General features: G+C 56.3%; 20 protein-coding genes. 14 read left to right on the top strand and 6 right to left on the bottom strand.

Features of this window, described 5'->3' with window-relative positions:
• Positions 1-159: 159 nt before the first annotated feature.
• Together ubiD and fre are read left to right on the top strand one after the other, a co-directional pair.
• A complete protein-coding gene (gene ubiD / locus NCTC9997_RS14565) occupies positions 160-1,656 on the top strand; it encodes a 4-hydroxy-3-polyprenylbenzoate decarboxylase (RefSeq protein ID WP_064978333.1) in 1,497 nt (498 codons plus the stop codon).
• A 163-nt stretch (positions 1,657-1,819) separates the two neighbouring features.
• Positions 1,820-2,521 carry an NAD(P)H-flavin reductase gene (fre, locus tag NCTC9997_RS14560; RefSeq protein WP_010864998.1) on the top strand — a complete coding sequence of 234 codons (702 nt, stop codon included), beginning with the start codon at positions 1,820-1,822 and terminating at the stop codon, positions 2,519-2,521.
• Between the two features lie 96 nt (positions 2,522-2,617).
• On the opposite strand, the gene NCTC9997_RS14555 is transcribed toward fre, so the two are convergent.
• Genes NCTC9997_RS14555 through hemC form a run of 4 tightly spaced genes read right to left on the bottom strand, consistent with a single transcriptional unit; the run spans position 2,618 to position 6,764 of the window.
• On the bottom strand, positions 2,618-3,811 hold the full coding sequence (locus NCTC9997_RS14555) for a heme biosynthesis HemY N-terminal domain-containing protein (protein ID WP_064978332.1): 1,194 nt from the start codon (positions 3,809-3,811) through the stop codon (positions 2,618-2,620).
• A 12-nt stretch (positions 3,812-3,823) separates the two neighbouring features.
• Positions 3,824-5,047 (bottom strand): uroporphyrinogen-III C-methyltransferase, encoded by a 1,224-nt coding sequence (hemX, locus tag NCTC9997_RS14550; protein ID WP_064978331.1) that lies wholly within the window; start codon positions 5,045-5,047, stop codon positions 3,824-3,826.
• A 16-nt stretch (positions 5,048-5,063) separates the two neighbouring features.
• Complete coding sequence (locus NCTC9997_RS14545) at positions 5,064-5,807, bottom strand: uroporphyrinogen-III synthase (RefSeq protein ID WP_047708262.1); 744 nt, start codon at positions 5,805-5,807, stop codon at positions 5,064-5,066.
• A gap of 18 nt (positions 5,808-5,825) precedes the next feature.
• Positions 5,826-6,764: a hydroxymethylbilane synthase gene (gene hemC / locus NCTC9997_RS14540; RefSeq protein ID WP_039046785.1), complete on the bottom strand. Its 939-nt coding sequence runs from the start codon at positions 6,762-6,764 to the stop codon at positions 5,826-5,828.
• 389 nt (positions 6,765-7,153) lie between these two features.
• Between hemC and NCTC9997_RS14535 the strand changes: the two genes are divergently transcribed.
• Positions 7,154-9,706 carry a class I adenylate cyclase gene (locus NCTC9997_RS14535; RefSeq protein ID WP_081632909.1) on the top strand — a complete coding sequence of 851 codons (2,553 nt, stop codon included), beginning with the start codon at positions 7,154-7,156 and terminating at the stop codon, positions 9,704-9,706.
• Between the two features lie 87 nt (positions 9,707-9,793).
• On the opposite strand, the gene cyaY is transcribed toward NCTC9997_RS14535, so the two are convergent.
• Positions 9,794-10,108: an iron donor protein CyaY gene (cyaY, locus tag NCTC9997_RS14530; protein WP_010864992.1), complete on the bottom strand. Its 315-nt coding sequence runs from the start codon at positions 10,106-10,108 to the stop codon at positions 9,794-9,796.
• Between the two features lie 75 nt (positions 10,109-10,183).
• Here cyaY and lptM point away from each other — a divergent pair, with 75 nt between their 5' ends.
• The 8 genes from lptM to corA all read left to right on the top strand — a co-directional run bounded on the left by lptM (position 10,184) and on the right by corA (position 18,881).
• A complete protein-coding gene (gene lptM / locus NCTC9997_RS14525) occupies positions 10,184-10,339 on the top strand; it encodes an LPS translocon maturation chaperone LptM (protein ID WP_010864990.1) in 156 nt (51 codons plus the stop codon).
• A 92-nt stretch (positions 10,340-10,431) separates the two neighbouring features.
• Positions 10,432-11,685 carry a diaminopimelate decarboxylase gene (gene lysA, locus NCTC9997_RS14520; RefSeq protein ID WP_064978330.1) on the top strand — a complete coding sequence of 418 codons (1,254 nt, stop codon included), beginning with the start codon at positions 10,432-10,434 and terminating at the stop codon, positions 11,683-11,685.
• A 14-nt stretch (positions 11,686-11,699) separates the two neighbouring features.
• Positions 11,700-12,524, top strand: coding sequence for a diaminopimelate epimerase (gene dapF / locus NCTC9997_RS14515; protein WP_064978329.1), 825 nt, complete (start codon positions 11,700-11,702; stop codon positions 12,522-12,524).
• A 27-nt stretch (positions 12,525-12,551) separates the two neighbouring features.
• Positions 12,552-13,286 (top strand): DUF484 family protein, encoded by a 735-nt coding sequence (locus tag NCTC9997_RS14510; protein WP_064978328.1) that lies wholly within the window; start codon positions 12,552-12,554, stop codon positions 13,284-13,286.
• A 57-nt stretch (positions 13,287-13,343) separates the two neighbouring features.
• Positions 13,344-14,315, top strand: a complete 972-nt coding sequence (xerC, locus tag NCTC9997_RS14505) for a tyrosine recombinase XerC (protein ID WP_082935573.1) — start codon at positions 13,344-13,346, stop codon at positions 14,313-14,315.
• 88 nt (positions 14,316-14,403) lie between these two features.
• Positions 14,404-15,120 (top strand): 5-amino-6-(5-phospho-D-ribitylamino)uracil phosphatase YigB, encoded by a 717-nt coding sequence (yigB, locus tag NCTC9997_RS14500; RefSeq protein WP_064978327.1) that lies wholly within the window; start codon positions 14,404-14,406, stop codon positions 15,118-15,120.
• Between the two features lie 36 nt (positions 15,121-15,156).
• A complete protein-coding gene (gene uvrD, locus NCTC9997_RS14495) occupies positions 15,157-17,328 on the top strand; it encodes a DNA helicase II (RefSeq protein WP_064978326.1) in 2,172 nt (723 codons plus the stop codon).
• Between the two features lie 602 nt (positions 17,329-17,930).
• Complete coding sequence (gene corA, locus NCTC9997_RS14490; RefSeq protein ID WP_010864982.1) at positions 17,931-18,881, top strand: magnesium/cobalt transporter CorA; 951 nt, start codon at positions 17,931-17,933, stop codon at positions 18,879-18,881.
• A gap of 91 nt (positions 18,882-18,972) precedes the next feature.
• On the opposite strand, the gene NCTC9997_RS14485 is transcribed toward corA, so the two are convergent.
• Complete coding sequence (locus NCTC9997_RS14485; protein ID WP_156669273.1) at positions 18,973-19,554, bottom strand: hypothetical protein; 582 nt, start codon at positions 19,552-19,554, stop codon at positions 18,973-18,975.
• Between the two features lie 245 nt (positions 19,555-19,799).
• On the opposite strand from NCTC9997_RS14485, the gene pepT reads away from it, so the two are divergent.
• From pepT to NCTC9997_RS14470, 3 genes are all read left to right on the top strand, one after another.
• Positions 19,800-21,050 (top strand): peptidase T, encoded by a 1,251-nt coding sequence (gene pepT / locus NCTC9997_RS14480; protein ID WP_064978531.1) that lies wholly within the window; start codon positions 19,800-19,802, stop codon positions 21,048-21,050.
• Positions 21,050-22,408 carry a C4-dicarboxylate transporter DcuC gene (gene dcuC, locus NCTC9997_RS14475; protein ID WP_064978324.1) on the top strand — a complete coding sequence of 453 codons (1,359 nt, stop codon included), beginning with the start codon at positions 21,050-21,052 and terminating at the stop codon, positions 22,406-22,408. Before pepT ends, dcuC begins: the two co-directional genes overlap by 1 nt.
• A gap of 271 nt (positions 22,409-22,679) precedes the next feature.
• On the top strand, positions 22,680-23,483 hold the full coding sequence (locus tag NCTC9997_RS14470) for a DUF4396 domain-containing protein (RefSeq protein WP_064978323.1): 804 nt from the start codon (positions 22,680-22,682) through the stop codon (positions 23,481-23,483).
• The last annotated feature ends 310 nt before the right edge of the window (positions 23,484-23,793 follow it).

The raw sequence follows: 23,793 nt of genomic DNA, 5'->3' as shown, positions 1-23,793 counted from the left end.
CTGACCTCTTCTGTACCGCCTGCAGCTCTGCAGGGCGTGGACGAAAAAACGCGGCGATGGCCGCGTTTTTTTATGCCTGTGATTCACCGCGCGGTGGTCGCTCGGCTTTAACCGCCAGAATGCTTATAATGGCGGACGCCGCCGAGAAAAGGACTGCCGATGAAATATAAAGATCTGCGAGAATTTATCGCCTTGCTGGAAGCGCGAGGTGAGTTAAAACGCATCCGGGTACCGGTATCGCCGGATTTGGAGATGACCGAGATTGCTGATCGCGTACTGCGCGCGGGTGGCCCGGCACTGCTGTTTGAAAATCCGACCGGTTATACCATGCCGGTGCTGTGCAATCTGTTCGGTACGCCGCAGCGAGTCGCGCTGGGGATGGGGCAAGATGATGTCAGCGCCTTGCGCGATGTCGGCCAGTTACTGGCCTTTCTCAAAGAGCCAGAGCCGCCGAAGGGATTTCGTGACCTGTGGGAAAAAATGCCCAAGTTTCGCCAGGTGTTGAATATGCCGACCAAGCGTCTCAGCAGTGCTCCGTGTCAGGAAGTGGTGCAACAAGGTGAGGCGGTGGATTTGACCGCGTTGCCGGTGATGCGCTGCTGGCCCGAAGATGCGGCGCCGTTGGTGACGTGGGGGCTGACGGTCACCCGTGGTCCGGTGCGGGAGCGGCAGAACCTTGGCATCTATCGTCAGCAACTGCTCGGTCGTAACAAACTGATCATGCGCTGGTTATCGCACCGTGGTGGCGCGCTCGATTTTCAAGAGTGGCAGCAGGCCCATCCTGGTGAGCGTTTTCCGGTGGTGGTGGCATTGGGCGCCGATCCAGCCACTATTTTGGCGGCGGTAACACCTATCCCCGATACCCTGTCAGAATATGCGTTTGCCGGTTTGCTGCGCGGTACTAAGACCGAAGTGGTGAAATGCTTAACCTGCGATCTGGAAGTGCCGGCGTCGGCGGAAATCGTGCTGGAAGGTTACATCGAGCCGGGTGAACTGGCACCAGAAGGGCCGTATGGCGATCACACCGGTTATTATAACGAAGTAGATAACTTCCCAGTCTTTACTGTCACCTGCGTGACCCGCCGCCGCGATGCTATCTATCACTCCACCTACACCGGACGGCCACCGGATGAGCCGGCGGTACTCGGGGTGGCGTTGAACGAAGTGTTTGTGCCACTGCTGCAAAAGCAATTTCCTGAGATTGTCGATTTCTACTTGCCGCCGGAAGGCTGTTCATACCGCATGGCGGTGGTGACGATGAAGAAACAGTATCCGGGGCATGCTAAACGGGTGATGATGGGCGTCTGGTCGTTTTTACGTCAGTTTATGTACACCAAATTTGTGATTGTGTGTGATGATGACGTTAATGCCCGTGATTGGAATGATGTGATCTGGGCCATTACCACGCGGATGGATCCGGCGCGTGATACGTTGCTGGTGGAAAACACCCCAATCGATTATCTGGATTTTGCCTCACCGGTTTCCGGTTTAGGCTCCAAGATGGGGATGGATGCGACCAGCAAATGGCCGGGGGAAACGGATCGTGAATGGGGCCGTCCGATTGCACGCGATCCCGCGGTGGTAGCCAAGATCGATGCGATCTGGGACAGCTTACAGCTGGATCCGCCGGCGTCAGAGGCTGCGGCGCAAAAATAAAGCGTTGCGGTAATCAATAAACGTGCATCTCGTTGGTCACAGGCTCATCGCTTGCCCGATGTGGTCAACGGGAAAGGGTCATCAGCCCTTGCTGAGTACGATAACAAGATCCAACACGAACAACAGACAAGAAAAACGCCGCTCGGGCGGTAGAGGAAAAGTCATGACAACGTTTTGCTGTAAAGTGTCGCTGGTTGAGCCGATCACCGAAACCGTCTATCGCGTCCGGCTGCAACCGGATCAGGCGGTCAGTTTTCGTGCTGGCCAGTATCTGATGGTGGTCATGGGGGAGCGCGATAAGCGTCCGTTCTCCATTGCATCGACACCGGACAATAGCCATGAGATTGAGCTGCATATCGGCGCTTCCGAGCATAATCCGTATGCCATGGCGGTGATGGATAAGATTAAAACCGGCGAGCCAGTGACGGTGGAAATGCCGTTCGGTGAGGCCTGGTATCGCGCCGATAGCCAAGCGCCGGTGATCTTGATTGCCGGTGGTACCGGTTTTTCCTACGTGCGCTCCATTGTGCTGGATCTGCTGGCGCAGCAGCCGCAGCGTCCGGTCTCTTTATATTGGGGCGGCCGTGAGCTGACCCACCTGTATGACCTGCCAGAATTGCAGGCACTGGCCGCCGAGCACCGTAACTTGCAGGTGATCCCGGTGGTGGAGCAACCTGCGGATAACTGGTCTGGACGCAGTGGCACCGTGTTGGCCGCCGTGATGCAGGATTTTGCTTCCTTGGCCGGTTATGACATCTATATCGCGGGACGGTTTGAGATGGCCAAAGTGGCGCGCGAGCTGTTCTGCGAGCAGCGTGATGCCGATGCCGCGCATCTGTACGGTGATGCGTTTGCCTTTATCTAATTTGCTCTGCGCGAAGCGCTAGGCATAAAAACGCGACATAAAAAAACGGGAGGCTAAGCCTCCCGTTGTTATTAGTACGCTGGTGATGGGGCCGAGTTAGGCGTGGTGCTCACCATCGACCAATGCCAGACCACGGCGGCGCATCTCACCGGCATCTTGCGGGTGACCGGCTTTTTCCAGCACGTTAGCCAGCAGCGCATAGTCAGCGGCGTTCGGCTGTTGTGCCAGTGCTTTGCGCAGGGCGCTTTCTGCTTCCGGATATTGGCCTTGTACCGCCAGTAGGTGACCCAGCGCGCGGTTCAGCAGTGCGTTCTCCGGATCTTTTTTCATCAGATGCTGCAGCACTTTTTCCACCGCAGCAGGATCGGTTGGGTGCAGACGACTCAACACGGTTAGCAGCTGTGGCTCGGACGATTTACGCAGACCGCTCAGCAGCACTTCTTGCGCGTGATGGTGATCATCACACTCAATCAGATGGTTGGCCAGCAGTGCTAAGGTCCGCGGATTGGTGCGACGACGACGTGGCTGATTGCGCAGCCAAGCCATCAAGCCTTCACTGCCGTTTTCCTTCATCGCCTTGTTCATCAGGCCATCTTCGGCATTCAGCTCGATTTGCTCCAGCTCTTGCTCTGGGAACAAACCGGATTTGGTCAGCTGTGGCAGCAGATCCAGCAGCGCGGCATACGCGCCCGCTTGGGTATAGGCTTGCTCGGCCAAACGCAGCACCTGTGGATGACGTGGCGCGACGGCCAGCAGATGATCGACGCCATGACGAGCGGCATGGATCTCGCCTTGGGCCAGTTGCAGGCGCACGCGGGTGATATCGACCGGCAGGGTATCGTTACCGGCCAACTCGGCGGCGCGGTGCAGATACTGGTTGCAGCTTAAGTTATCGCCGCGTTGCTGTGCCGCTTCGGCGGCCATCAGCAGGTTCACCACCGGTTGATCAGCATGCTCGGCGCTCTTCGCCATCAGGCGCTCGGCCTGTTGGTAATCACCTTCGGTCAGTTTCAGCAGACCGGCTAGGGTTTGTTTACGGGCGCGGTTTTGTTTGCGGCGTGCAAACCAGCCGTGGGTGGATGAGCCAATACGCAGCAGACGGCGCAGCACCGCATCCAGAATAAACAGCGCGGCCAGCGTCAAGATCACCAAGATGATCATGCTGGTCAGGCTCATTTCCACGGTATACGGACCGGCCACAATCAGCACATAGCCCTGATGACCGGCAAATTCCGGCCCGATCACCAGTCCGCCGATGATGATGGCAAGCAGTATAAAAATACGTGTCATGACAACTCCCGGTTAGTTAGTGGCGGGTGCCGGTGCCGCATTGGCTGGTGCACTGGTCACCGGAGCCGGTGCGGCATTGACGCCAGGCTGAGCCAGCAGGTTACGCACACGGGTTTGCAGCGCATCTTCAAGCAGCGGCTGGCTCTTGAGCGTGGTTGGCAAGTCCATGTAGATAGACTCTTGGCTCAAGGCTTCCAGCTCATTTAAGAACGCTTGGGTGCTGCTGTCTTGCATATCGAAGTAGGAGCGAACCCAGGTATCCACTTTTTCCAGTGACTGCTTATACAGCTCGTTCTGGTGCCGTGGAATAGCCATCGCAGCCATTTGCAGACGCTGACGGATATTTTCCCGCAGGTAGTAATCCTGATTAGGTGCCAGCAGTGGCTCGACATTCCCATCGCGACGACGCACGGTGATGAAGTCGTTCACGAAACTGTCCCAGCTCTTCATCAGGTTGGATTTCCAGTCGTTAATCGAGCTGCTCAGAGTCAGATCTTCGGTCGCCCCTTCTGCTGGTGGCAGTTGGGTGTCGGCCAGTTTCAGGTTATCAACCTTATTGGCCAGACTGGTGATCTCGAGGATCAGACCGTCGGTGTCCACTTTGTTGATGCCGGCCAGGGCGCTGATGTCATCTTTCAATGCTTGGCGGATTGGCAGCAGGCTGGGGTCATTCATCTGCGCCAAGCTGAGATCGGCACTTTTCAGCAGGGCACCGGCGGAGGTGACATCTTGCTCCATCCACAGTTTGCGACCGGCATTTTTGACCAGATAGTCGGCTTCGGCCAGCAGCCAGTCATTCGAGCGACGTCCGGCAACCTCGGTCAGCTGACGCTGCAGGGTGCGGATTTGCTCTTCTTGGGCCGCTTGGGTTTGGCGCGCCTTTTCCAAGGTTTGATTCATTTCGCTGCTCATCTCACCGGCCAGTTTTTTCTGGTTATCCAGAGCCTGAGTGAGGGCGCTGCTCAAGGTATCGACCTGTTGGCGCATCTGGGCCAGATCGCTCATCTGACTCTGATTTTGCTGGTGGCCGTGGTAGTACAAGCCGCCGCCGAGGGCAATCACCAGCGCAATGGCGATCGCGCCCAGCGTCTGACCCCCGCTGCGCGCAGGAGCGGCAGTGTCCGGCTTGGCCGGTGCGGGCTGAGTGACCGGCTGGGAAGCTGCTGTCTCTGGTACAGGGGTAGAGGAGGCTTGTTCATCCGCAGCGGGAGATGACTGGGGCTTTTGATCCGTCATTGAGATTCGTCCCGAGTTATTCAAATTGTTCAACTGCGGCAATCAGCGATCGGTTATCGGCGCGGTCGGAAATCACGATTTCCTGCCAGCCAAACTCCCGGGCCATTGCAGCAATACGTTTACTGACAACCACTAACCGGCAGGATGTCAGCCAGTGATGGGCAGTGTCAGGTACCAGTGCAACAAGTTGTTGCAGTATATCGCCGCTGGTGATCACCAGCAGATTTACATTGGCGCGCTGCCAGATATCGGTCTGTTGCGCGCCGCAATATTCCAAAGGAACGCGTTGATAGCATTCGCAAAAATTCACTTCGGCACCGCGCTCACGCAGCACCTGCGCCAATAACGGTCGACCGCCATTGCCGCGTAAAATCAGTACCTGCTGACCGCTCACGGTTTGCAGGGCGGGCAGCTGTAACAGCCCTTCGCTGGTTTCATCGCACGCCGGGAACAACACCGGTTGCCCACAAGCTTGTTGCAGATGCAGGGCGGTACTACGGCCGACCGCGGCATACTGCACGTGTGGCCAGCGGCCACCAATTTGCTCAACCGTTTGCTCAGCATAGCTGACCGCGTGCCCAGACGCAGCAATAATCCAATCACCGGGATTCAAGCGACTGAAATAGCCCGGCAGCAAGTTCAATTCACTGCCGGCGGCCAGTGTAAATAACGGCGCATGGATCGCCGCTCGTCCGGCGGCGGACAAGGCGGTGGTCAATTCGATGCCGGCCTGATCTGGCCGGGTGACTAAAATGGTCATGCCGCTGTGCTACTTCCGTTACTTCACTGCATGGCCGTACACGGCAGACAAGATACTACCGGCACCGGCGTCCAGCAGTTGTTCTGCCAGTGCGCTGCCGAGCTGTTCGGCTTCCGTGCGCGGGCCGCGGATCTCGGCTTGCAACAGGCGCGAGCCATCGGGCGCGCCGACCAGTGCGCGCAAATAGAGCTGATCGCCCGTCAGTTCGGCATAGCTGCCTATCGGCACCTGACAGCCACCTTGCAGGCGGTTGTTCATCGCCCGTTCGGCCACGACGCGATCGGCGGTGTCGGCGTGATTGAGTGGTGCTAACAGCGCGCGAACCCGCGCATCATCCAGTCGGCATTCGATGCCGATGGCACCCTGACCGACTGCTGGCAGCGATTGCTGCACGCTCAAACGGGCGCGAATACGCGCTTCTAGCCCCAAGCGGCGCAGGCCTGCAGCGGCCAAAATGATGGCGTCATATTCGCCGTTATCCAGCTTGCTCAAGCGAGTGCCGACATTGCCGCGCAGATCTTTGATGTGCAGATCGGGGCGCGCGGCGCGTAGCTGACATTGGCGGCGTAAACTGGAGGTGCCAACGATGGCACCCTGAGGCAGCGCATCCAGCGAGTCATAGTGATTGGATACCAGCGCATCGTGCGGATCATCGCGCTCGCAGATGCAGACCAAGCCTAAACCGTCTGGGAATTCGACCGGCACGTCTTTCATCGAATGCACGGCGATATCGGCGCGCTGTTCGAGCAGGGCCAATTCCAGCTCTTTGACAAACAGCCCCTTGCCACCGACTTTGGCCAGCGGGGTATCGAGGATCACATCCCCCTTAGTAACCATCGGCACCAGCGTTACCTCCAGATCTGGGTGCTGGGCACACAGTAACTGGCGAACATGCTCGGCCTGCCATAAGGCAAGCGGACTTTGACGGGTGGCGATGCGAATAAGCTGTTTGGACATGCTGTTAACCGTATGACGAAGATAGCTAATCCTACCACCGGGCGGTAGCAGGTGTCAGCGCATCGGATCGCACTCTGTGCGTTTGGCGGCGATATTCGGCGGCATAATTGTGAGAGCTATTGCGTTTTTCGTTATTTAATGTAAATAATTTGTGAACTTGATCTGGGTTTCACGACGGCCTGCTTTTTTCACTGTGGTGGTTGACGTGCAACAGGATTTCGTGGCTGGATTAACCTTGTTGTCTTTACGGTGACCGTTGAAAATGTTAAATTGATCACGTTTTCGACATCATCAAAAAGTAACAGCACAAGGCTTGGGTAAGACACGGATGTGCATGGTGTCGGTGGGTAGGTTACCGGGGCTCCGGTATTAATGTCAGGCAATGCGTATTGTACCTGTATATTGAGACACTCAAACGGCGAATGGATGCCATAAACCAGCTGCGCGTTGAACGTGCGTTGGCGGCGATGGGGCCTGCTTTTCATCAGGTCTACAGCCTGTTGCCCGTTTTGTTAAATTACAACCACCCGATGATGCCGGGCTACCTCGATGATGGGGTGCCGCATGGCGTCTGCCTGTTTACGCCTGATGAAATGCAACAGCAGTTCATCGACGACTGCTCCCGCGCTTGGGGGCAGCCACTCAGTGAGCCGCATCAAGGCGAGCTTCCGATCACCGCCATCTATTCGATGGGCAGTACCTCTTCCGTGGGTCAAAGTGCCGATTCCGATCTGGATATCTGGGTCTGTCACCAGTCGTGGCTGGATCGCGATGAGCGTCAGCGTCTGCTGGATAAATGCACTTTGCTCGAGCAATGGGCGCGCTCGCGTGGCGTGGACATCAGCTTCTTCCTGATTGATGAAAATCGCTTCCGTCACAACGAATACGACACCTTAAGTACCGAAAACTGCGGCTCGATGCAGCACCTGTTGCTGCTGGATGAGTTTTACCGCACCGCGGTGCGTTTAGCCGGTAAGCGGATTTTGTGGAATATGGTGCCGGTGGAGATGGAAGAGCAGTATGACGAGTATGTCTTGCTGCTGTACGCACAAGGGGCGCTCAACGCCAACGAGTGGTTGGACTTAGGCGGCCTAGGCAAATTGTCGGCGGCGGAATATTACGGCGCCAGCTTGTGGCAGCTGTACAAGAGTATCGACTCGCCGTACAAAGCGGTGTTGAAAAGCTTGCTGCTGGAAGCCTATTCCTGCGAATACCCCGAAACCGAATTACTGGCGTTGGAGATGAAGCGTTGTCTGCACTCCGGCGACATTATCAGCTGCGGTCTGGATGCTTACAGCATGATGCTGGGGCGGGTGACCCGTTACCTGACTTCGGTCGGTGACGAAACGCGTCTTGATCTGGCGCGCCGCTGTTTTTATCTCAAAGTGTGCGAGAAATTATCGCAGACTCCGACCGTGATCAGCTGGCGGCGTGAAGTGCTGCAAGGCTTAGTGGCCGAGTGGGGCTGGGATGCGGCCAAGATCCGTAAGCTAGATAACCGCGCGCACTGGAAAATCGAGCAGGTTCGCGAAGCGCACAATGAGCTGCTGGAAGCGTTGATGCAAAGCTATCGCAACCTGATCCGCTTTGCCCGTCGCCACAACCTCAGTGTCAGTGCCAGCCCTGAAGATATCGGGGTGCTGACCCGTAAACTGTATGCCGCATTCGAAGTGCTGCCGGGCAAGGTCACCTTGGTGAACCCGCAAATTTCGCCGGACTTATCCGAGCGTGACTTGACCTTTATTCAGGTACCGGATGGTCGCAGTAATGCCAAAGGCTGGTATCTGTATAACAAGGCGCCATTGCTGTTTGAAATTGCTGGTCGACCGAATCTGGAATACAACCGCTACCTGAGTAAGCTGGTGGCGTGGACCTATTTTAATGGTCTGCTGACGCCGCAAACCCGGCTGCATGTGCAGGGCGGCAGTGCCTGTGATACCGCCAAGCTGTGTCAGCTGGTGCAAGATATTCGCAGCCACTTCCCGATTAAGCGGCCGATGCCGAGCCAGAAAGAGCTGTATAGCCCGTGCGAAATTCGCCACCTCGGCATCATCATCAATCTGGAAGTCGATCCCACCGCTGATTTTAACAACACGGCGGTGCGTTTTGATTTTAGCCAAACCGATGTGTTCAGCTTCGGTCAGCAGCAGCAAAGCTTAGTCGGCAGCGTTGATCTGCTGTATCGCAATTCGTGGAACGAAGTGCGGACCCTGCATTTTCGTGGCGAAGAGTGCCTGCTGGATGCGATTAAAACCATCCTCGGCAAGATGCATCAGGATGCGGCCTTACCGGAAGCGGTCGAAGTGTTCTGCTACAGCCGTCATCTGCGGGCGATTATCCGCAACCGAGTCTCGCAGCTGGTGGCCGAGTGTATCGATCTGCGCTTGTCCAGTGAGCGCCAAGAGCCGAAACGCTTTAAATCGCTGCGCATTGCCGGCCAGACTTGGGGCTTGTTCTTCGAGCGGCGCGGTGTTTCGGTGCAAAAGTTGGAAAACGGCGTCGATTTCTACGGCTGTATCTCCAACACCAAATTGCACGGCTTCCCGCTGATGTTGGGTAGCGAAGAGCCCAATTTGCCGCCGATTGTCGATGCTTACGCCAGCGAAGGGATCATTCAGTTCTTCTTCGAAGACAGCGAACGTGGTTTTAATATCTACATTCTGGATGAGTCTAACCGCATCGAGGTGTATCAGAACTGCGAAGGTAACAAAGATGAGTTGGTGCAGGATGTGAACCGCTTCTACGCGGCATCGCATGACAAGCTGACATTCGGTGCCAGCATTATCAACTTCAACCTGCCGCAGTTTTATCTGATGGTACAGCGCGATGGGATGACCCAGATAGAGCCGTACCGCAGCGGCGCGCCGCGTGATACGGCGGCCAATCAGGATACGACCTGGACGCCCGAGGCGCTGTTTCAGCACAGCCGCTCACAGGCGTAAGCGTGACGGCGGCTGATTGACCGTTACCGCATTATGCGCCATTGAGTCAGTGGTGCAGGCAACATGGGTAACGGTCAATAACGCGCTTTAGCGCAGATCCACCTCTTCCTCGGCCTGACGGGTGCAGGCGACCGACATAAAATCCCAGAACTCCGCACCGCTGCGATCGCAGATCCACTCTTGGTCGACAAAGTTGAAATGGAAGCCGCCAAATTTGGTGGCGACCCAGATCTGATGCAGTGGCTGCTGGCGGTTGAGGATGATTTTGCTGTCGTTCTCAAAGGTCAGGGTCATCACCCCGCCTTGGGTGTCATAATCGATATCGGTATCGATCGCATCCAGTTTCTCTTCCAGCGCCAGCCAGATGGCGTCTGCGGCCTGATGAAATTCAGTGTCATTCATGGTGGCTATCCTATTGCTTTTCATGATCGAGCTGCGATTATAGAAGTCTTATTATCGTAAATAACAGGCAATCTCATGAAGAATTCTCTTTGCCGTGCATGGGCACTGGGTGTGGTACTGACGTTGGCGGGGTGTGGCGTAAAAGGTCCACTGTATATGCCAGCGCCAGAAAAGCCGGCGCCGACCGCGCCACAAGCGGCACCAGCCGCGGAAACCGCACCGGCAGCGTAATCGCCCACGCCGCATCGCGATGGACGCGAGGCGGCGTAGCATCCCAGCTCCCGGCAAGCAGAGCTTGATTGCACAACTCAAGGAAGGGCACGTTGGATCATTTTAACTATCAGGACGATCAGCAGTTATATGCTGAAGGCGTGGCACTGCCTGCATTGGCCGCGCAGTTTGGTACCCCGCTGTATGTCTATTCCCGCGCGACGCTGGAGCGTCACTGGCACGCCTTTGATACTGCAGTGGCCGGTCATCCACACCTGATTTGCTATGCGGTCAAAGCCAACTCCACCTTGGCACTGCTCAATCTGCTGGCCCGCTTGGGTTCGGGGTTTGATATTGTGTCTCGTGGCGAGCTGGAGCGCGTATTAGCCGCCGGCGGTGCGCCAGACAAGGTGGTGTTTTCTGGGGTGGCGAAAAGCCGAAGCGATATCGAGCGCGCCTTGGAGGTCGGGATCCGCTGCTTTAACGTGGAGTCGGAAGCTGAATTACAGCGCCTCAATCAGATTGCCGGTGAACGCGGTTGCCGCGCGCCAGTCTCGTTACGGGTAAACCCCGATGTGGATGCCAAGACCCATCCGTACATCTCCACCGGTCTGAAAGAGAACAAATTTGGCATCAGCCATCAAGACGCGCGGCGCATTTACCGTATCGCGCGCGATCTGCCGCATCTGCAGGTGGTGGGCATTGATTGCCATATCGGCTCGCAATTGACTGAATTAGCGCCGTTTTTGGACGCATTAGACCGTTTACTGCTGCTGATTGACGCATTAGCGGAAGATGGCATCCATTTACGCCATGTGGATGTCGGCGGCGGCCTTGGGGTGCGCTATGATAGCGAAACCCCACCGCAACCGGCGGAGTATGCCGCGGCGCTACTGGCCAAATTGGCCGGACGACCTGAGCTGGAGCTGGTGTTTGAGCCCGGTCGTGCGATTGTCGCCAATGCTGGGGTGATGCTGACACGGGTGGAATACCTGAAAGCCTCCGCCGATCGTCACTTTGCGATTGTGGATGCGGGGATGAACGACCTGTTGCGTCCGGCACTGTATCAGGCGTGGATGCAAATCCTGCCCGCCGATCGCGCCTTAGTACGCCCGAGCGCTTGCTACGATGTGGTGGGGCCGGTGTGCGAAACCAGTGATTTTCTCGGTAAGCAGCGAGAACTGGCCATCGCCCAAGGCGATTTGCTGGTGGTGCGCTCAGCTGGGGCCTACGGTTTTAGCATGAGCTCGAATTATAACTCTCGGCCACGGGCGGCTGAGGTGCTGGTTGACGGCACCGAATTTCACCTGATCCGAGAGCGAGAAACTTTAAGCGATTTATGGCGCGGGGAGCACCTGCTGCCGTGATAACGGAGAACCGCGTGCAATTTTCCAAGATGCATGGACTGGGCAACGACTTTATGGTTGTGGATGCGGTGACCCAGAACCTGTTTTTTTCACCGGAGCTGATCCGCAAATTAGCGGATCGCCATCGGGGGGTCGGCTTTGACCAGTTGCTGGTGGTCGAGCCGCCGTACGATCCGGATCTGGACTTTCACTACCGGATTTTCAATGCCGATGGCAGCGAAGTGGCGCAGTGTGGCAATGGCGCGCGCTGCTTTGCTGCGTTTGTGCGGCAAAAAGGGCTGACCAATAAGCGCGAAATTCGAGTCAGTACCCAAGTCGGCAAGATGATTTTGCAAGTGCAAGACGACGAGCAGATCACCGTCAACATGGGAGTGCCGGAGTTTGAACCGTCGCGCATCCCGCTGCGGGCGGTGAAAGAGGAAAAAACCTATATCCTGCGCGCCGGCGAGCAAACCGTGTTTTACGGCGCGGTGTCGATGGGCAATCCTCACTGTGTGTTGCAAGTGGAGAGCACCGATAGTGCGCCAGTGGAAACCTTAGGGCCGCTGCTGGAAAGTCATGAGCGTTTTCCTGAGCGGGTTAACGTCGGCTTTATGCAGGTGGTCAGCCGTGAGCACATCCGTTTGCGGGTATACGAGCGTGGCGTGGGGGAAACTCAGGCCTGCGGGAGTGGCGCTTGCGCGGCAGTGGCCGTTGGCATTATGCAAGGGCTGCTTGGCGAGTCGGTGCAAGTCGATCTGCCGGGGGGCAGTCTGCAGATTCGCTGGCGCGGCGCCGGTCAGCCGTTGTACATGACGGGCCCAGCGACCCACGTTTTTGATGGATTTGTCACCCTGTAAGAGGGGCTGAGAGGGAGTAACTCCGGCATGAGTGATGCCAGTATCAGTGAGCGGCCAGTGGCCGAGGCGCCGGCGTTGACCGACCGTCAGGTAGCGGACTATTTACAGCGCCAGCCGCAGTTTTTTATCCGTCAGCCGACGCTACTGAACAGTTTGCAGATCCCGCATTACAGCCGCGGCGCGGTGTCGTTGGTGGAGTTGCAACTGCTCAGCTTGCGTCAGCAAGTCAGTGACTTACAACAGCAGCAGCGTGAGCTGTTGGCGCGTGCCGCGGAAAACGAACGTTTGTTTTTCAGTCTGTTACCACTGCAACGTCAGCTGTTACAGGCACCGACCTTGGCCGACGGACTGCAGGCGCTGCAGCAATGGAGCCGCGCGCAAGGCTTATTGGCCTGTGGTTTGCGCCTCTTTAGTGACAGCTGGCAGCTAACCGCGCCGAGCACGGCTCATGAGCTGGCATTGAGTCAGCTGCAGTTTGAGCCAATCCGGGTACAGCGCTTTGGCCAATGTTTCTTTCCGGGGGCCAGTTACTTGGGACCCTTGAATGCCGTCGAGCAGCAATTGCTGTTACCGGATGTGGTGCGAGTAGGCTCGGTCGCCCTGCAGCGGTTGGGTGTCGAGCGCGAATGGGGGGTACTGGTGTTTGCCAGCCGCGACCCGCAGCATTTCCAGCCCGGTATGGCCACCCACCTGTTACAGCAGGTGGCGACGATGGTGGAGCACGCGTTGCCTGCGTGGGTGGCGCTGCGCGCACCGAGTTAAACTGGCGCGCGTGAGGGTATTCGCCTCACGCACCCGCCTGATAAACGGACATTCCTGATGCGAACCACGTTACCTTCTGCTGCGTCCTCTGCGGTGTCTACGACATCGACCGATTCGCCGGTCGACGATAACCCGCTGCACTCTTTGGCGCAGCAGTACTTGGACTTTTTACGCAATGAGCGCCAACTGAGCCCGAAAACGCTGGAAAGCTACCAACGCCAGTTAGGCGTGATCCAGCAACAGATGTTGGGCATAGGACTGCGTAGCTGGCCACAGTTGGATGCCGCATGGATCCGCCAGTTGGTGGCACGCGCTAAGCGCGAAGGGCTTAAAGAGAGTGCGCAGGCGCTGCGGTTGTCAGTGCTGCGCAGTTTTCTCGATTATTTGGTGCTGCACGGCGAGTTGGCGGCTAATCCGGCGCGCGGCATAGCGGCGCCGAAAAAGCCGAAACGATTACCGAAAAACATGGATGTGGATGAGGTCGGTCACCTGCTGACGGTCAACGACAGCGATCCGCTGGCGGTGCGCGATCGCGCCATCATGGAGCTGATGTACGGTGCGGGACTGCGTTTGTCGGAGCTGGTTGGTCTTAATTGCAACATGCTGGATCTGGCCGGTGGCGAGGTGCAGGTGTTGGGTAAAGGCAGCAAAGAGCGGCGGGTGCCGTTTGGCCGTACCGCGTTAGCATGGTTAGAGCGCTGGTTGGCGCTGCGGCCAAGTTTTGCGCCGCAAGATGAGGCGCTGTTTGTCTCACAGCGCGGCACGCGCATCAGTACTCGCAACGTGCAAAAACGGATGGCCGAATGGGGCATTAAGCAGGAAGTCAGCAGCCACGTGCATCCGCATAAACTGCGCCACTCCTTTGCCAGTCACTTGCTTGAGTCGAGCGGCGATTTGCGCTCGGTGCAAGAGCTGCTCGGGCACGCCAATTTATCGACCACTCAGATCTATACCCACCTCGATTTTCAGCATCTGGCTAAGGTGTATGATGCGGCGCATCCACGCGCTAAACGCGAATCTGATTCATAACGCGGCGCAATGGCCACGACCCCGCTCGGCTAACTCACGAGGCTAACTGGGCGGCGGGCATTGCGGCAGTGTATTACGGGAGCATGATATGCAGTTTTTCCGTCCGCTGCGGCCGATTGCGGCCCTCAGCTTTGATCTTGACGACACCCTGTACGACAACGAGCCGGTGATGCACGCCTGCGAGCAGGATGCGGCCGCGGCGTTAGGGCGTCGCTATCCGCAGTTAGCGCATTTGAGCGCCGCCGATTGGGCGGCACGCCGCCATCTGCGCGCCCAACGCGAGCCGGCGTTGCAGCATGATATGACGGCGCTGCGTGGGGCGACCATTGCCGCCGAGCTGGTGGCGCACGGTATGGCGGAAAGTGAGGCTGAACGCGGCGCGCAGCAAGGGATGGCCGAATTTATCCGCTTGCGAAATCGCATCCGCGTACCGCAAGAAACCTTGCAGGTGTTGGCGACGTTGGCTGAACGTTGGCCGCTGGTGGCCATTAGCAATGGCAATGCCGATCCGGCCTTGATTGGTCTGGCGCCGTACTTTCAGTTTTGTCTGCGCGCCGGCCCCGATGGGCGCGCTAAGCCCTATCCCGATATGTTCCAGCTGGCGGCGCAGCGTCTCGACATTCGTCCAGAAAGCTTGCTGCACGTTGGTGATCACCTGCAAACGGACGTGCAAGGGGCGATCCATGCCGGCGCACAAGCGTGCTGGTTGAACGATCATCAGCGGCAGCTGCGCCGCGACGATCACAGCCGCACCCTGCCGACCTTGGAAATCCGTCGGTTGGCCTCGCTGTGTGAGCTGTTATAATCCCTCATATTGTATAAAAACACAGTAGGTTTCCCGATGGATGTGTCCCTTCTGCTTGACGGCCTGAACGACAAACAGCGCGCCGTGGTTGCCGCGCCGCGCAGCAATTTGCTGGTACTGGCCGGTGCCGGCAGTGGTAAAACCCGCGTTCTGGTACACCGGATCGCTTGGTTGATGGCGGTAGAGCACAGCTCGCCGTACTCCATTTTGGCCGTGACCTTTACCAACAAGGCCGCCGCCGAGATGCGCCACCGGATTGAACAGCTGGTCGGCACCGCGCAAAACGGCATGTGGATTGGCACCTTCCACGGCATCGCGCACCGTCTGCTGCGCGCACACCATCTGGATGCCGGCTTACCGCAAGACTTCCAAATTCTCGACTCGGACGATCAGCTGCGCTTGCTGAAGCGTCTGATCAAAGCCATGAATCTGGATGAAAAGCATTGGCCGCCGCGTCAGGCTGCGTGGTACATCAACGGCAAGAAAGACGAGGGGCTACGCCCTGCGCACATTGAAACCTACGGCAACCCAACCGAAGCGGTATGGCTGAAAATCTATCAGGCTTATCAGGAAACCTGTGATCGCGCCGGACTGGTCGACTTTGCCGAATTGCTGCTGCGCGCCCACGAATTGTGGCTGCACAAACCGGCGATTTTGCAGCATTATCGCAGCCGTTTTGCCAATATTTTGGTGGACGAGTTCCAAGATACCAACCGCATTCAATATGCGTGGATCCGCATGCTGGCCGGCGATGAGAGCAAGGTAATGATCGTGGGCGATGATGACCAGTCGATCTATGGCTGGCGCGGGGCGCGGGTCGAGAATATCCAGCAGTTTCTGCATGATTTTGCCGGCGCCGAGACGATCCGTTTGGAGCAGAACTATCGCTCCACCGGCAACATTCTGGCCGCCGCCAACGCCTTGATTGCCAATAACAGCGAGCGGATGGGCAAAAAGCTGTGGACCGATGGTCAAGGCGGCGAGCCGATTTCCCTGTACTGTGCGTTTAATGAGTTAGATGAAGCGCGGTTTGTGGTCGGGCGGATTAAAGCTTGGCAAGACAAAGGCGGCGCGCTCGGTGATTGTGCCATTTTGTACCGCAGCAACGCCCAATCGCGGGTGCTGGAAGAGGCGTTATTGCAAGCCAGTATGCCGTATCGTATTTATGGCGGGATGCGCTTTTTTGAACGCCAAGAGATCAAAGATGCGCTGGCCTATCTGCGCTTGATTGCCAACCGCAATGATGATGCGGCGTTTGAGCGGGTGATCAATACCCCAGCTCGTGGCATTGGCGATCGCACGCTGGATTTAGTGCGTCAAGCGGCGCGCGATCAGCAGCAGACCCTGTGGCAGGCGGCGGAATACCTGCTGCGCGAAAATGTGTTGGCCGGTCGCGCGGCTGGCGCATTGCTGCGCTTTACCGAGCTGATCCGCGCGCTGGAAAGCGAAACGTGGGAGATGGACTTGCATCGCCAGACGGATCATGTGATCCGGCACTCTGGGCTGTGGCAGATGTACGAGCAGGAAAAAGGCGAAAAAGGTCAGGCGCGCATCGAAAACTTGGAAGAATTGGTGACTGCCACCCGTCAGTTCGAAGTGCCAGAAGAGGCCGACGAAATGACGCCGCTGCAGGCCTTCTTGACCCATGCGGCGCTGGAAGCCGGCGAAGGGCAAGCCGATGCCTACGACGATGCGGTGCAGTTGATGACTCTGCACTCGGCCAAAGGCTTGGAGTTCTTGCAGGTCTTTATTGTTGGTATGGAAGAGGGCATGTTCCCGAGCCAAATGTCCGCCGAAGAGAGCGGACGACTGGAAGAGGAGCGCCGTCTGGCCTATGTGGGCGTGACCCGTGCCATGCAAAAGCTGACCTTAACCTATGCCGAGTCGCGGCGGGTGTACGGCAAAGAGCAATATCATCGTCCATCGCGCTTTCTCAAAGAGCTGCCGGATGAGTGTGTCGAAGAGGTGCGCTTGCGCGCCACGGTGTCGCGTCCGGTTACGCAGACGCGCTTTAACAGCGCGCCGGCGGCGATGCGCAGCAATGACAGCGGCTTTTCCCTCGGTCAGCGGGTGCAGCATGCCAAGTTCGGTGAAGGTACCATCATCAATACCGAAGGCAGCGGTGAGCATGCGCGGGTGCAAGTGGCCTTTAATGGCGCGGGCATCAAGTGGCTGGTGGTGGCGTTCGCCAATTTGAGTCCGCTCTAACGACTGCCTTTGTGGGCGGAATCCGCTACAACACTTCATTTGCTATAACACTTCGCAATGGTGCGCGGTCAGCGCCATTGCGAAGCCTGTCATCCGTGTGTCATGGTCGTCCGCCAAGCTGTGGTTTGGGGGTTGTAAACCGAGAGTGAGCCGGTGAGCATGTTGACAGCATGGCGCTATTTTTCGCCCTTAATGGCGGGATTTTACCCAGAAAGCGCAAAAAAACGGCTTATTTTACTCAACTGTCTGAGATAACGGCCATCCTGTACCGCTGAGCGGACAAAATTTATCCGTTACAGACCGGTTGCGCGGTTGACAGTCTTTTCCTGTCAGGCGTAACATTCGCGCACTATCATTTGAGAGGACACCGCCTTGGACACACCCAGTCGATGCTGGAATGAGATTTTTGCCCGTTAACCTGTCCTCTCCTGCGTGTGAGTTGACAGAGTTTGGCTGTCAGCAAGCACCGCGTCATCATTACCTGAAGTCCGCTGCATCTGATTAAATCTCATTGCACCAGTTTTGAATTGGTGGAAGCTGCGTGCTTCTGGCAGTGCTTCAAAGCGTTGTTCATATCGTAACCGCAAGGGGAGGTATGACACATGCTGAGCGCATTTAAACTTGACGATTGCCGTTTACAGCGTCTGGAATTGGACGAGCAGGATAAACTCACCTCAGCACTGTGGGTTGACTTGATCGAGCCAGACGAAGAAGAGCGGGATCGGGTACAACATGAGCTGGGACAAGGGTTGGCGACCCGTCCTGAGTTGGAAGACATTGAGGCCAGTGCGCGTTTCTTCGAAGACGAAGATGGCCTGCACATTCACTCCTTCTTCTATTACGAAGACAACGAAGACTATGCCAGCAACGCCACGGTGGCGTTTACCATCCGTGATGGGCGTTTGTTCACCTTGCGTGAGCGTGAGCTGCCGGCGTTTCGTTTGTATCGGATGCGGGCGCGGACTCAGCGTCTACAAGAAGGCAATGCCTACGAGCTGCTGCTGGACTTGTTCGAAACCAAAATCGAGCAGCTGGCCGATGTCATTGAGAACATTTATAGCGAGCTGGAGACCATCGGTAAGGTGATCTTGGAAGGCAAGCAGGGCGATGATTTCGATGAGGCGTTGTCTAATCTGGCGGAGCAAGAAGATGCCGGTTGGAAAGTGCGTTTGTGTCTGATGGATACTCAGCGCGCCTTGAGCTTTTTGGTGCGCAAAGCCCGTCTGCCAGCAAATGAGCTGGAGCAGGCGCGTGAGGTGCTGCGCGATATCGAATCTTTGCAGCCGCACAACGAATCGCTGTTCCAGAAAGTGAACTTCCTGATGGATGCGGCGATGGGTTTTATCAACATCGAACAAAACCGGATCATCAAGATCTTCTCGGTGGTCTCCGTGGTGTTCCTGCCGCCAACACTGGTGGCGTCCAGTTACGGGATGAACTTTGAGTTTATGCCTGAGCTACATTGGGAGCTCGGCTATCCGTATGCCTTAATCTTGATGATTTTGGCCGGTTTAGCGCCGTACCTGTACTTCAAACGCAAGGGCTGGTTATAACCAGCCCCGCGCTATTTTCCCGACTTTCCTCTTGATTTGGCCTACCGATTTGGCCTACCGATTCAGCTAGTCTTGCCTCTCTTCTCGGCAGTTAACGCGCTAGCGTAAAACCGCACAGCAGGCCTTGTTCAATCAGGGCCGGCAGCAGCTGGCTCGGATCCATCGCTTGCACTTGGCCTAAGGTGCCACCTTGCTCAAAGTGGGCCAGTAAGACAAAGGCAAAATCATCCAACGGCAACAGCGCCGCTTGTCCGTTACGTGGAACCACGGCCAACTGACACGGCTGCTCAAGCTCGAGCACACTGCCTTCTTGCGGGGCCAACACCTGCTGATACAACGCCAACACCGCAAAGTCGGACTGGATCAGGCTCATACCCGGCGTAGGCGTGAAGACCAGATCGGCGTACTCATCGGCGGATAACGCCTGCAACGCGGCCAAATCAAACGCAGGGCTCGGCGTGGCTTGCACCGCCTGCTCAATGGCCCACTCTAATTCGGCCAAGTCGGCCAGCCATGGGCTGTCTGCTTCTTGCTGTTGTAATAGCGCGATCAGCTGCGCCGCAGTGCTCGCGGCTGGTTCGGCCGTGAGGGCATGCGTCTGGCACAGCGCATCAAATTCAGGAACACCCAGCAGGGTGCGACAGGCAGGAAACAGGGTGCCCAGTTCGGTCATGGTTCTCTCAAAAATGTTCAGTTGATCGGAATATGCACCGGCGTGAATGGGGCGGCCGGTCACGGTAAAACAGGTCGGCAGCAAACTGGTTGCATCTGTGTCACAACGCTTTGTGACATCACAAAACAGACGCGGACTTACTGAAAAGTGCGTCGCTTATCCGCATGCTGTGCGCCGGTGGCCGCGTTCAGACGGCCGTAAGCAGAATAATAACCGAATTTATTGTCGTCGGGATGGATGTGATGATGAATATTGTTGACCGATTTATTGCCTATACCGAGATTAACACCACCACCAACCGTGAAAACGGTGCAGCGGGGATCATGCCGTCGTCCCCGAATCAGTTGGTGCTGGCCAAAAAGCTGGGCGCTGAGCTCGAAGCGCTGGGCTTGATTGATGTGGTAGTGCGCGATACCGCCATTGTGACTGCTACCTTACCGAGCAATGTGGCGTACCCATTGCCGACCGTGGCCTTCTTCGGTCACTTAGATACCAGCGCCGAGCTCAATACTGATACCCACGCGCAGGTGGTGAACTATCAAGGCGGCGATATCTGCCTCAATGCCGAGCTGGATATCCATTTGCGCCAATCGGAGTTTCCTGAGTTGGCCAACTACCAAGGTCAGGACATTATCGTCACCGACGGCACCAGTTTGCTAGGCGCCGATGATAAAGCGGCGTTAGCCGCGATTATGGATGCGTTGCAATTCTTGCAAGCCAACCCTGATATCCCACACGGGACGGTGAAAGTGGGCTTTGTGCCGGATGAAGAGCAGGGGCTGCGCGGCGCCAAAGCGTTTGATGTGGCCAATTTCGGCGCCGACTTTGCTTATACGCTGGATTGCTGCGGCATTGGCGAGCTGGTGTATGAGAACTGGAACGCCGGCGATGTGGAAATCGTATTCACCGGTCAATCGGCGCACCCGATGTCAGCCAAGGGCAAGTTGAAAAACTCCCTGCTGATGGCGCATAAATTTATCGCCATGCTGCCGGGCGGCGAAGCGCCGGAGTACACCGAAGGGCGTGAAGGTTACTACTGGGTCAAGACGATGCAGGGCAACAGCGCGCGCACCGTGCTGAAGATGGATGTGCGTGATTTCACGCAGCAAGGCTATGAGAAGCGCATGCAGTTTTTGCGTCAGCTGAGCGAAAGCTGTGAAGGATTGTGGGGCGAAGGCAGTGTGCAGTGCAAGCTGGCTGACCGTTACGCCAACGTTTTCAATAGTCTGCAGGGCGATTCCGCCTATCCGATTGAGATCGTGAAGCAAGCCTATCGCAATCAGGGTATCGAGCCGAAAGTGATCCCAATGCGCGGCGGCTATGATGGCGCCGTGTTGTCGCAAAATGGTCTGCCATGCCCGAATATCTTTACCGGCGCCCATAACTTCCATTCCATCTACGAATACCTGCCGGTGGACTCACTGCAAGCCGCCAGTCGCGTGGTGGCCGAAGTGGTGCAAGTGACCGCCCAGCGCTTTGCTCCGCAGGAGGCGTAATGTTTCAGATTATTCTGGCACTGCTGGTTATTCTGGTGGTCGCCCGTCTGATCCTGCGCGGTTATAAAGCGGAGCCAGTTTTGCTTTTGGCCGGGTTGCTGCTGATGGCAGCAACCCAGTTATTCGGCTGGGGTAAGATCTTACAGTCCTCCGTGCCATCAACCGGTATTGCGGCATTAGATGGATTTGAAGTCATCCGCGATCTGTTTAGCAGTCGGGCAGCGCAGTTAGGCATGATGATCATGGCGCTGATGGGCTTTGCCCATTATATGGATCACATTGGTGCCAATGCGGCCGTCGTGCGGGTTGCCACTAAGCCACTGAAAAACCTTCGTTCACCCTACGCACTGTTGTTTTGCTCATATCTGCTGGCCAGTGCGTTGCAATTGGCAATCCCTTCGGCAACAGGTCTGGCTGTGCTATTGATGGGCACGATGTTCCCGATCATGCTGGGGCTGGGGTTGTCGGCGGGCTCCGCGGCTGGCGTGATTGCAACTTCGTTGGCGGTGGCATATACGCCGACAGCGATTGATGCGATCCGAGGTGCGGCGGCGGTGCAGCAAGATGTGGTGCAGTATGTTCTGTTCAGTCAGGGGCCGGCGGCACTGGTCACCGTATTGCTGATGGGGATCGTGCATATTTTCTGGCAGCGTCATTGCGACCGTCAGGAAGGTTTTGTGCCGCAGCCCGCCGCTGTTTCTGAGGGTGAAAAACAAGGCGCGCCAGCGTTATATGCCTGTTTGCCAATGCTGCCGATTGTGATGGCTGTCGGCTCATCGCAGCTATTTGTGCAAGGGATCCGGTTGGATGTCACCACTATCGTGCTGATCAGTATGGCTATCTGTATGTTACTGGAGTTGATTCGGTTACGAGATGCCAAGCAGGTCTGTGCTGGATTTGATGTGTTCCTTAAAGGGATGGGGCAAGCCTTTACCGGCGTGGTTGGGCTATTGGTTGCTGCAGGTGTCTTTGCTCATGGAATTAAGGTGTGTGGTGCAATAGATGTGTTGATTGAATTGGCGCTGCATGTTGGTTTGCCGCCATTTGCCATGGCTGTGGTGTTTGCCATTGTGACGTTTGCCGCCGCAATGGTCATGGGCTCTGGTAATGCGCCTTTCTTGGCATTCGTTGAGTTGATCCCGCAAATTGCCAGCAGCATGGGTGCTAATGCGGTCAGCATGATCCTGCCTATGCAGCAGGCATCACATATGGGGCGCGCAGTATCACCGGTCTCCGGTGTCATTATTGCGGTTTCCAGTGCCGCGCATTTAACACCATTTGCGGTAGTTAAACGCACAATGGTTCCGGTTGTGGCGGGATTAGTGATCCATACCATTATTATTGGTGTGTTTTATTAATTGATTGCGCTAAGTGAATTCCCTCTGAAAAAGACCGGCATTGCCGGTCTTTTTATTGGCGCACCAAGTGCGTCGGTTTACGCTCCTGCTATCGTTAATTGACCAATTATTCCACTGAAACGCATTCTTGCCGTTTGCAACATCCTGCTGTGTTACCGTTTTACTACTGTTCATTTATCGTGCATGACGCCGTTTGCTATTTTGGTCGTCTCTTATTCAAGCGTTCTTGACTAGAGTTATTACGGGGCCGATGCGCACAAGGAGTTGCTGTATGTTATTTCCCGCATGGTTGCAGACGCTGGCTTGGTTTTGGCTGCTCAGTGCTTTGGTGAGCGCCGTCATTATTTATTGGGATATTCGACATCATCCGCAAGCAATGTCGATCATGGCGATTGCGTGGCCCATTAACGCCTTGTATTTCGGCTTATTGGGATTAATCGCCTATTTTTGGTTTGGTCGTGCCAATGCAGTTTCGAAGGGCGCGCATGCCATGGTGCATTCTCATACCATGCCGGGGATGACAAACGCGCCGGCGGGCGAACACACTGCGCACGATATGCACGATATGCACGATATGCACGATATGCACGATATGCACGATATGCATGGCATGATGATGATGCATCACGGCAAAGTGACTTGGAAAAACGTGTTTAAAACCAGCACCCACTGCGGCACTGGCTGTACGTTGGCCGATATTATCGGTGAAGTGTGGGTTCTGTGTGTGCCGGTAACCTTGTTTGGCAGCGCGATATTTGGCAGTTGGACACTGGATTTTTGCTTGGCATTACTGCTTGGCATTGCCTTTCAGTATCTGCCTGCCCGTCAGATGGGTATGGCCCCGGCGGCGGCGTTGAAAAACGCCATCAAGGCGGATGTGTTATCCCTGATCTGTTGGCAGATTGGGATGTATATCTGGATGGCGATTGTGCTGTTTGGTTTGTTTGCCCCCGATATGCCACGCCTCAGTGCGGTGTACTGGTTCATGATGCAAATTGCCATGGTGGCCGGCTTTTTTACCGCTTATCCGATGAACTGGTGGCTGGTGAAAAAAGGCATCAAACACGCTATGTAAGCGGTGTTTTTGCCTGATGAGGCGCGCTATACCCTTCCTACTTGAAGCTGCAGCGGTGTTGGCTACGTTTGTTCACCCCAATCACATAGTTTACCTATGTTCATGGGGATTCACTCACTTGCCGCCTGCCTGCAACTTCAAGTTGTTTGGGTATATATCCGCCTGCGATATTTAAGCGGTGGGCGAGAGATTTCCTGCATTTTTCCTGCGCTTTGCTGTGGGGCGATGTGGGAATTTTTTTATTTGCGATTCGGTGGATGCGCGGTTCGGTCAGAACAATGCTAGCTGAAAGTCAGTCTTAGATGCAGTG

Source organism: Plesiomonas shigelloides, from assembly GCF_900087055.1.
In the GTDB taxonomy this organism is placed as follows: domain Bacteria; phylum Pseudomonadota; class Gammaproteobacteria; order Enterobacterales; family CAMTGL01; genus Plesiomonas; species Plesiomonas shigelloides.
Note: the sequence above shows the minus strand (reverse complement) of the source record. Positions and strands in the feature narration are given on the sequence as shown.

Excerpts from the sequence above, each read along its gene's own strand:
- ubiD (WP_064978333.1), top strand. The coding sequence starts at position 160 with ATGAAATATAAAGATCTGCGAGAATTTATCGCCTTGCTGGAAGCGCGA.
- fre (WP_010864998.1), top strand. The coding sequence starts at position 1,820 with ATGACAACGTTTTGCTGTAAAGTGTCGCTGGTTGAGCCGATCACCGAA.
- NCTC9997_RS14555 (WP_064978332.1), bottom strand. The coding sequence starts at position 3,811 with ATGACACGTATTTTTATACTGCTTGCCATCATCATCGGCGGACTGGTG.
- hemX (WP_064978331.1), bottom strand. The coding sequence starts at position 5,047 with ATGACGGATCAAAAGCCCCAGTCATCTCCCGCTGCGGATGAACAAGCC.
- NCTC9997_RS14545 (WP_047708262.1), bottom strand. The coding sequence starts at position 5,807 with ATGACCATTTTAGTCACCCGGCCAGATCAGGCCGGCATCGAATTGACC.
- hemC (WP_039046785.1), bottom strand. The coding sequence starts at position 6,764 with ATGTCCAAACAGCTTATTCGCATCGCCACCCGTCAAAGTCCGCTTGCC.
- cyaY (WP_010864992.1), bottom strand. The coding sequence starts at position 10,108 with ATGAATGACACTGAATTTCATCAGGCCGCAGACGCCATCTGGCTGGCG.
- lptM (WP_010864990.1), top strand. The coding sequence starts at position 10,184 with ATGAAGAATTCTCTTTGCCGTGCATGGGCACTGGGTGTGGTACTGACG.
- NCTC9997_RS14510 (WP_064978328.1), top strand. The coding sequence starts at position 12,552 with ATGAGTGATGCCAGTATCAGTGAGCGGCCAGTGGCCGAGGCGCCGGCG.
- xerC (WP_082935573.1), top strand. The coding sequence starts at position 13,344 with ATGCGAACCACGTTACCTTCTGCTGCGTCCTCTGCGGTGTCTACGACA.
- yigB (WP_064978327.1), top strand. The coding sequence starts at position 14,404 with ATGCAGTTTTTCCGTCCGCTGCGGCCGATTGCGGCCCTCAGCTTTGAT.
- uvrD (WP_064978326.1), top strand. The coding sequence starts at position 15,157 with ATGGATGTGTCCCTTCTGCTTGACGGCCTGAACGACAAACAGCGCGCC.
- corA (WP_010864982.1), top strand. The coding sequence starts at position 17,931 with ATGCTGAGCGCATTTAAACTTGACGATTGCCGTTTACAGCGTCTGGAA.
- NCTC9997_RS14485 (WP_156669273.1), bottom strand. The coding sequence starts at position 19,554 with ATGACCGAACTGGGCACCCTGTTTCCTGCCTGTCGCACCCTGCTGGGT.
- pepT (WP_064978531.1), top strand. The coding sequence starts at position 19,800 with ATGAATATTGTTGACCGATTTATTGCCTATACCGAGATTAACACCACC.
- dcuC (WP_064978324.1), top strand. The coding sequence starts at position 21,050 with ATGTTTCAGATTATTCTGGCACTGCTGGTTATTCTGGTGGTCGCCCGT.
- NCTC9997_RS14470 (WP_064978323.1), top strand. The coding sequence starts at position 22,680 with ATGTTATTTCCCGCATGGTTGCAGACGCTGGCTTGGTTTTGGCTGCTC.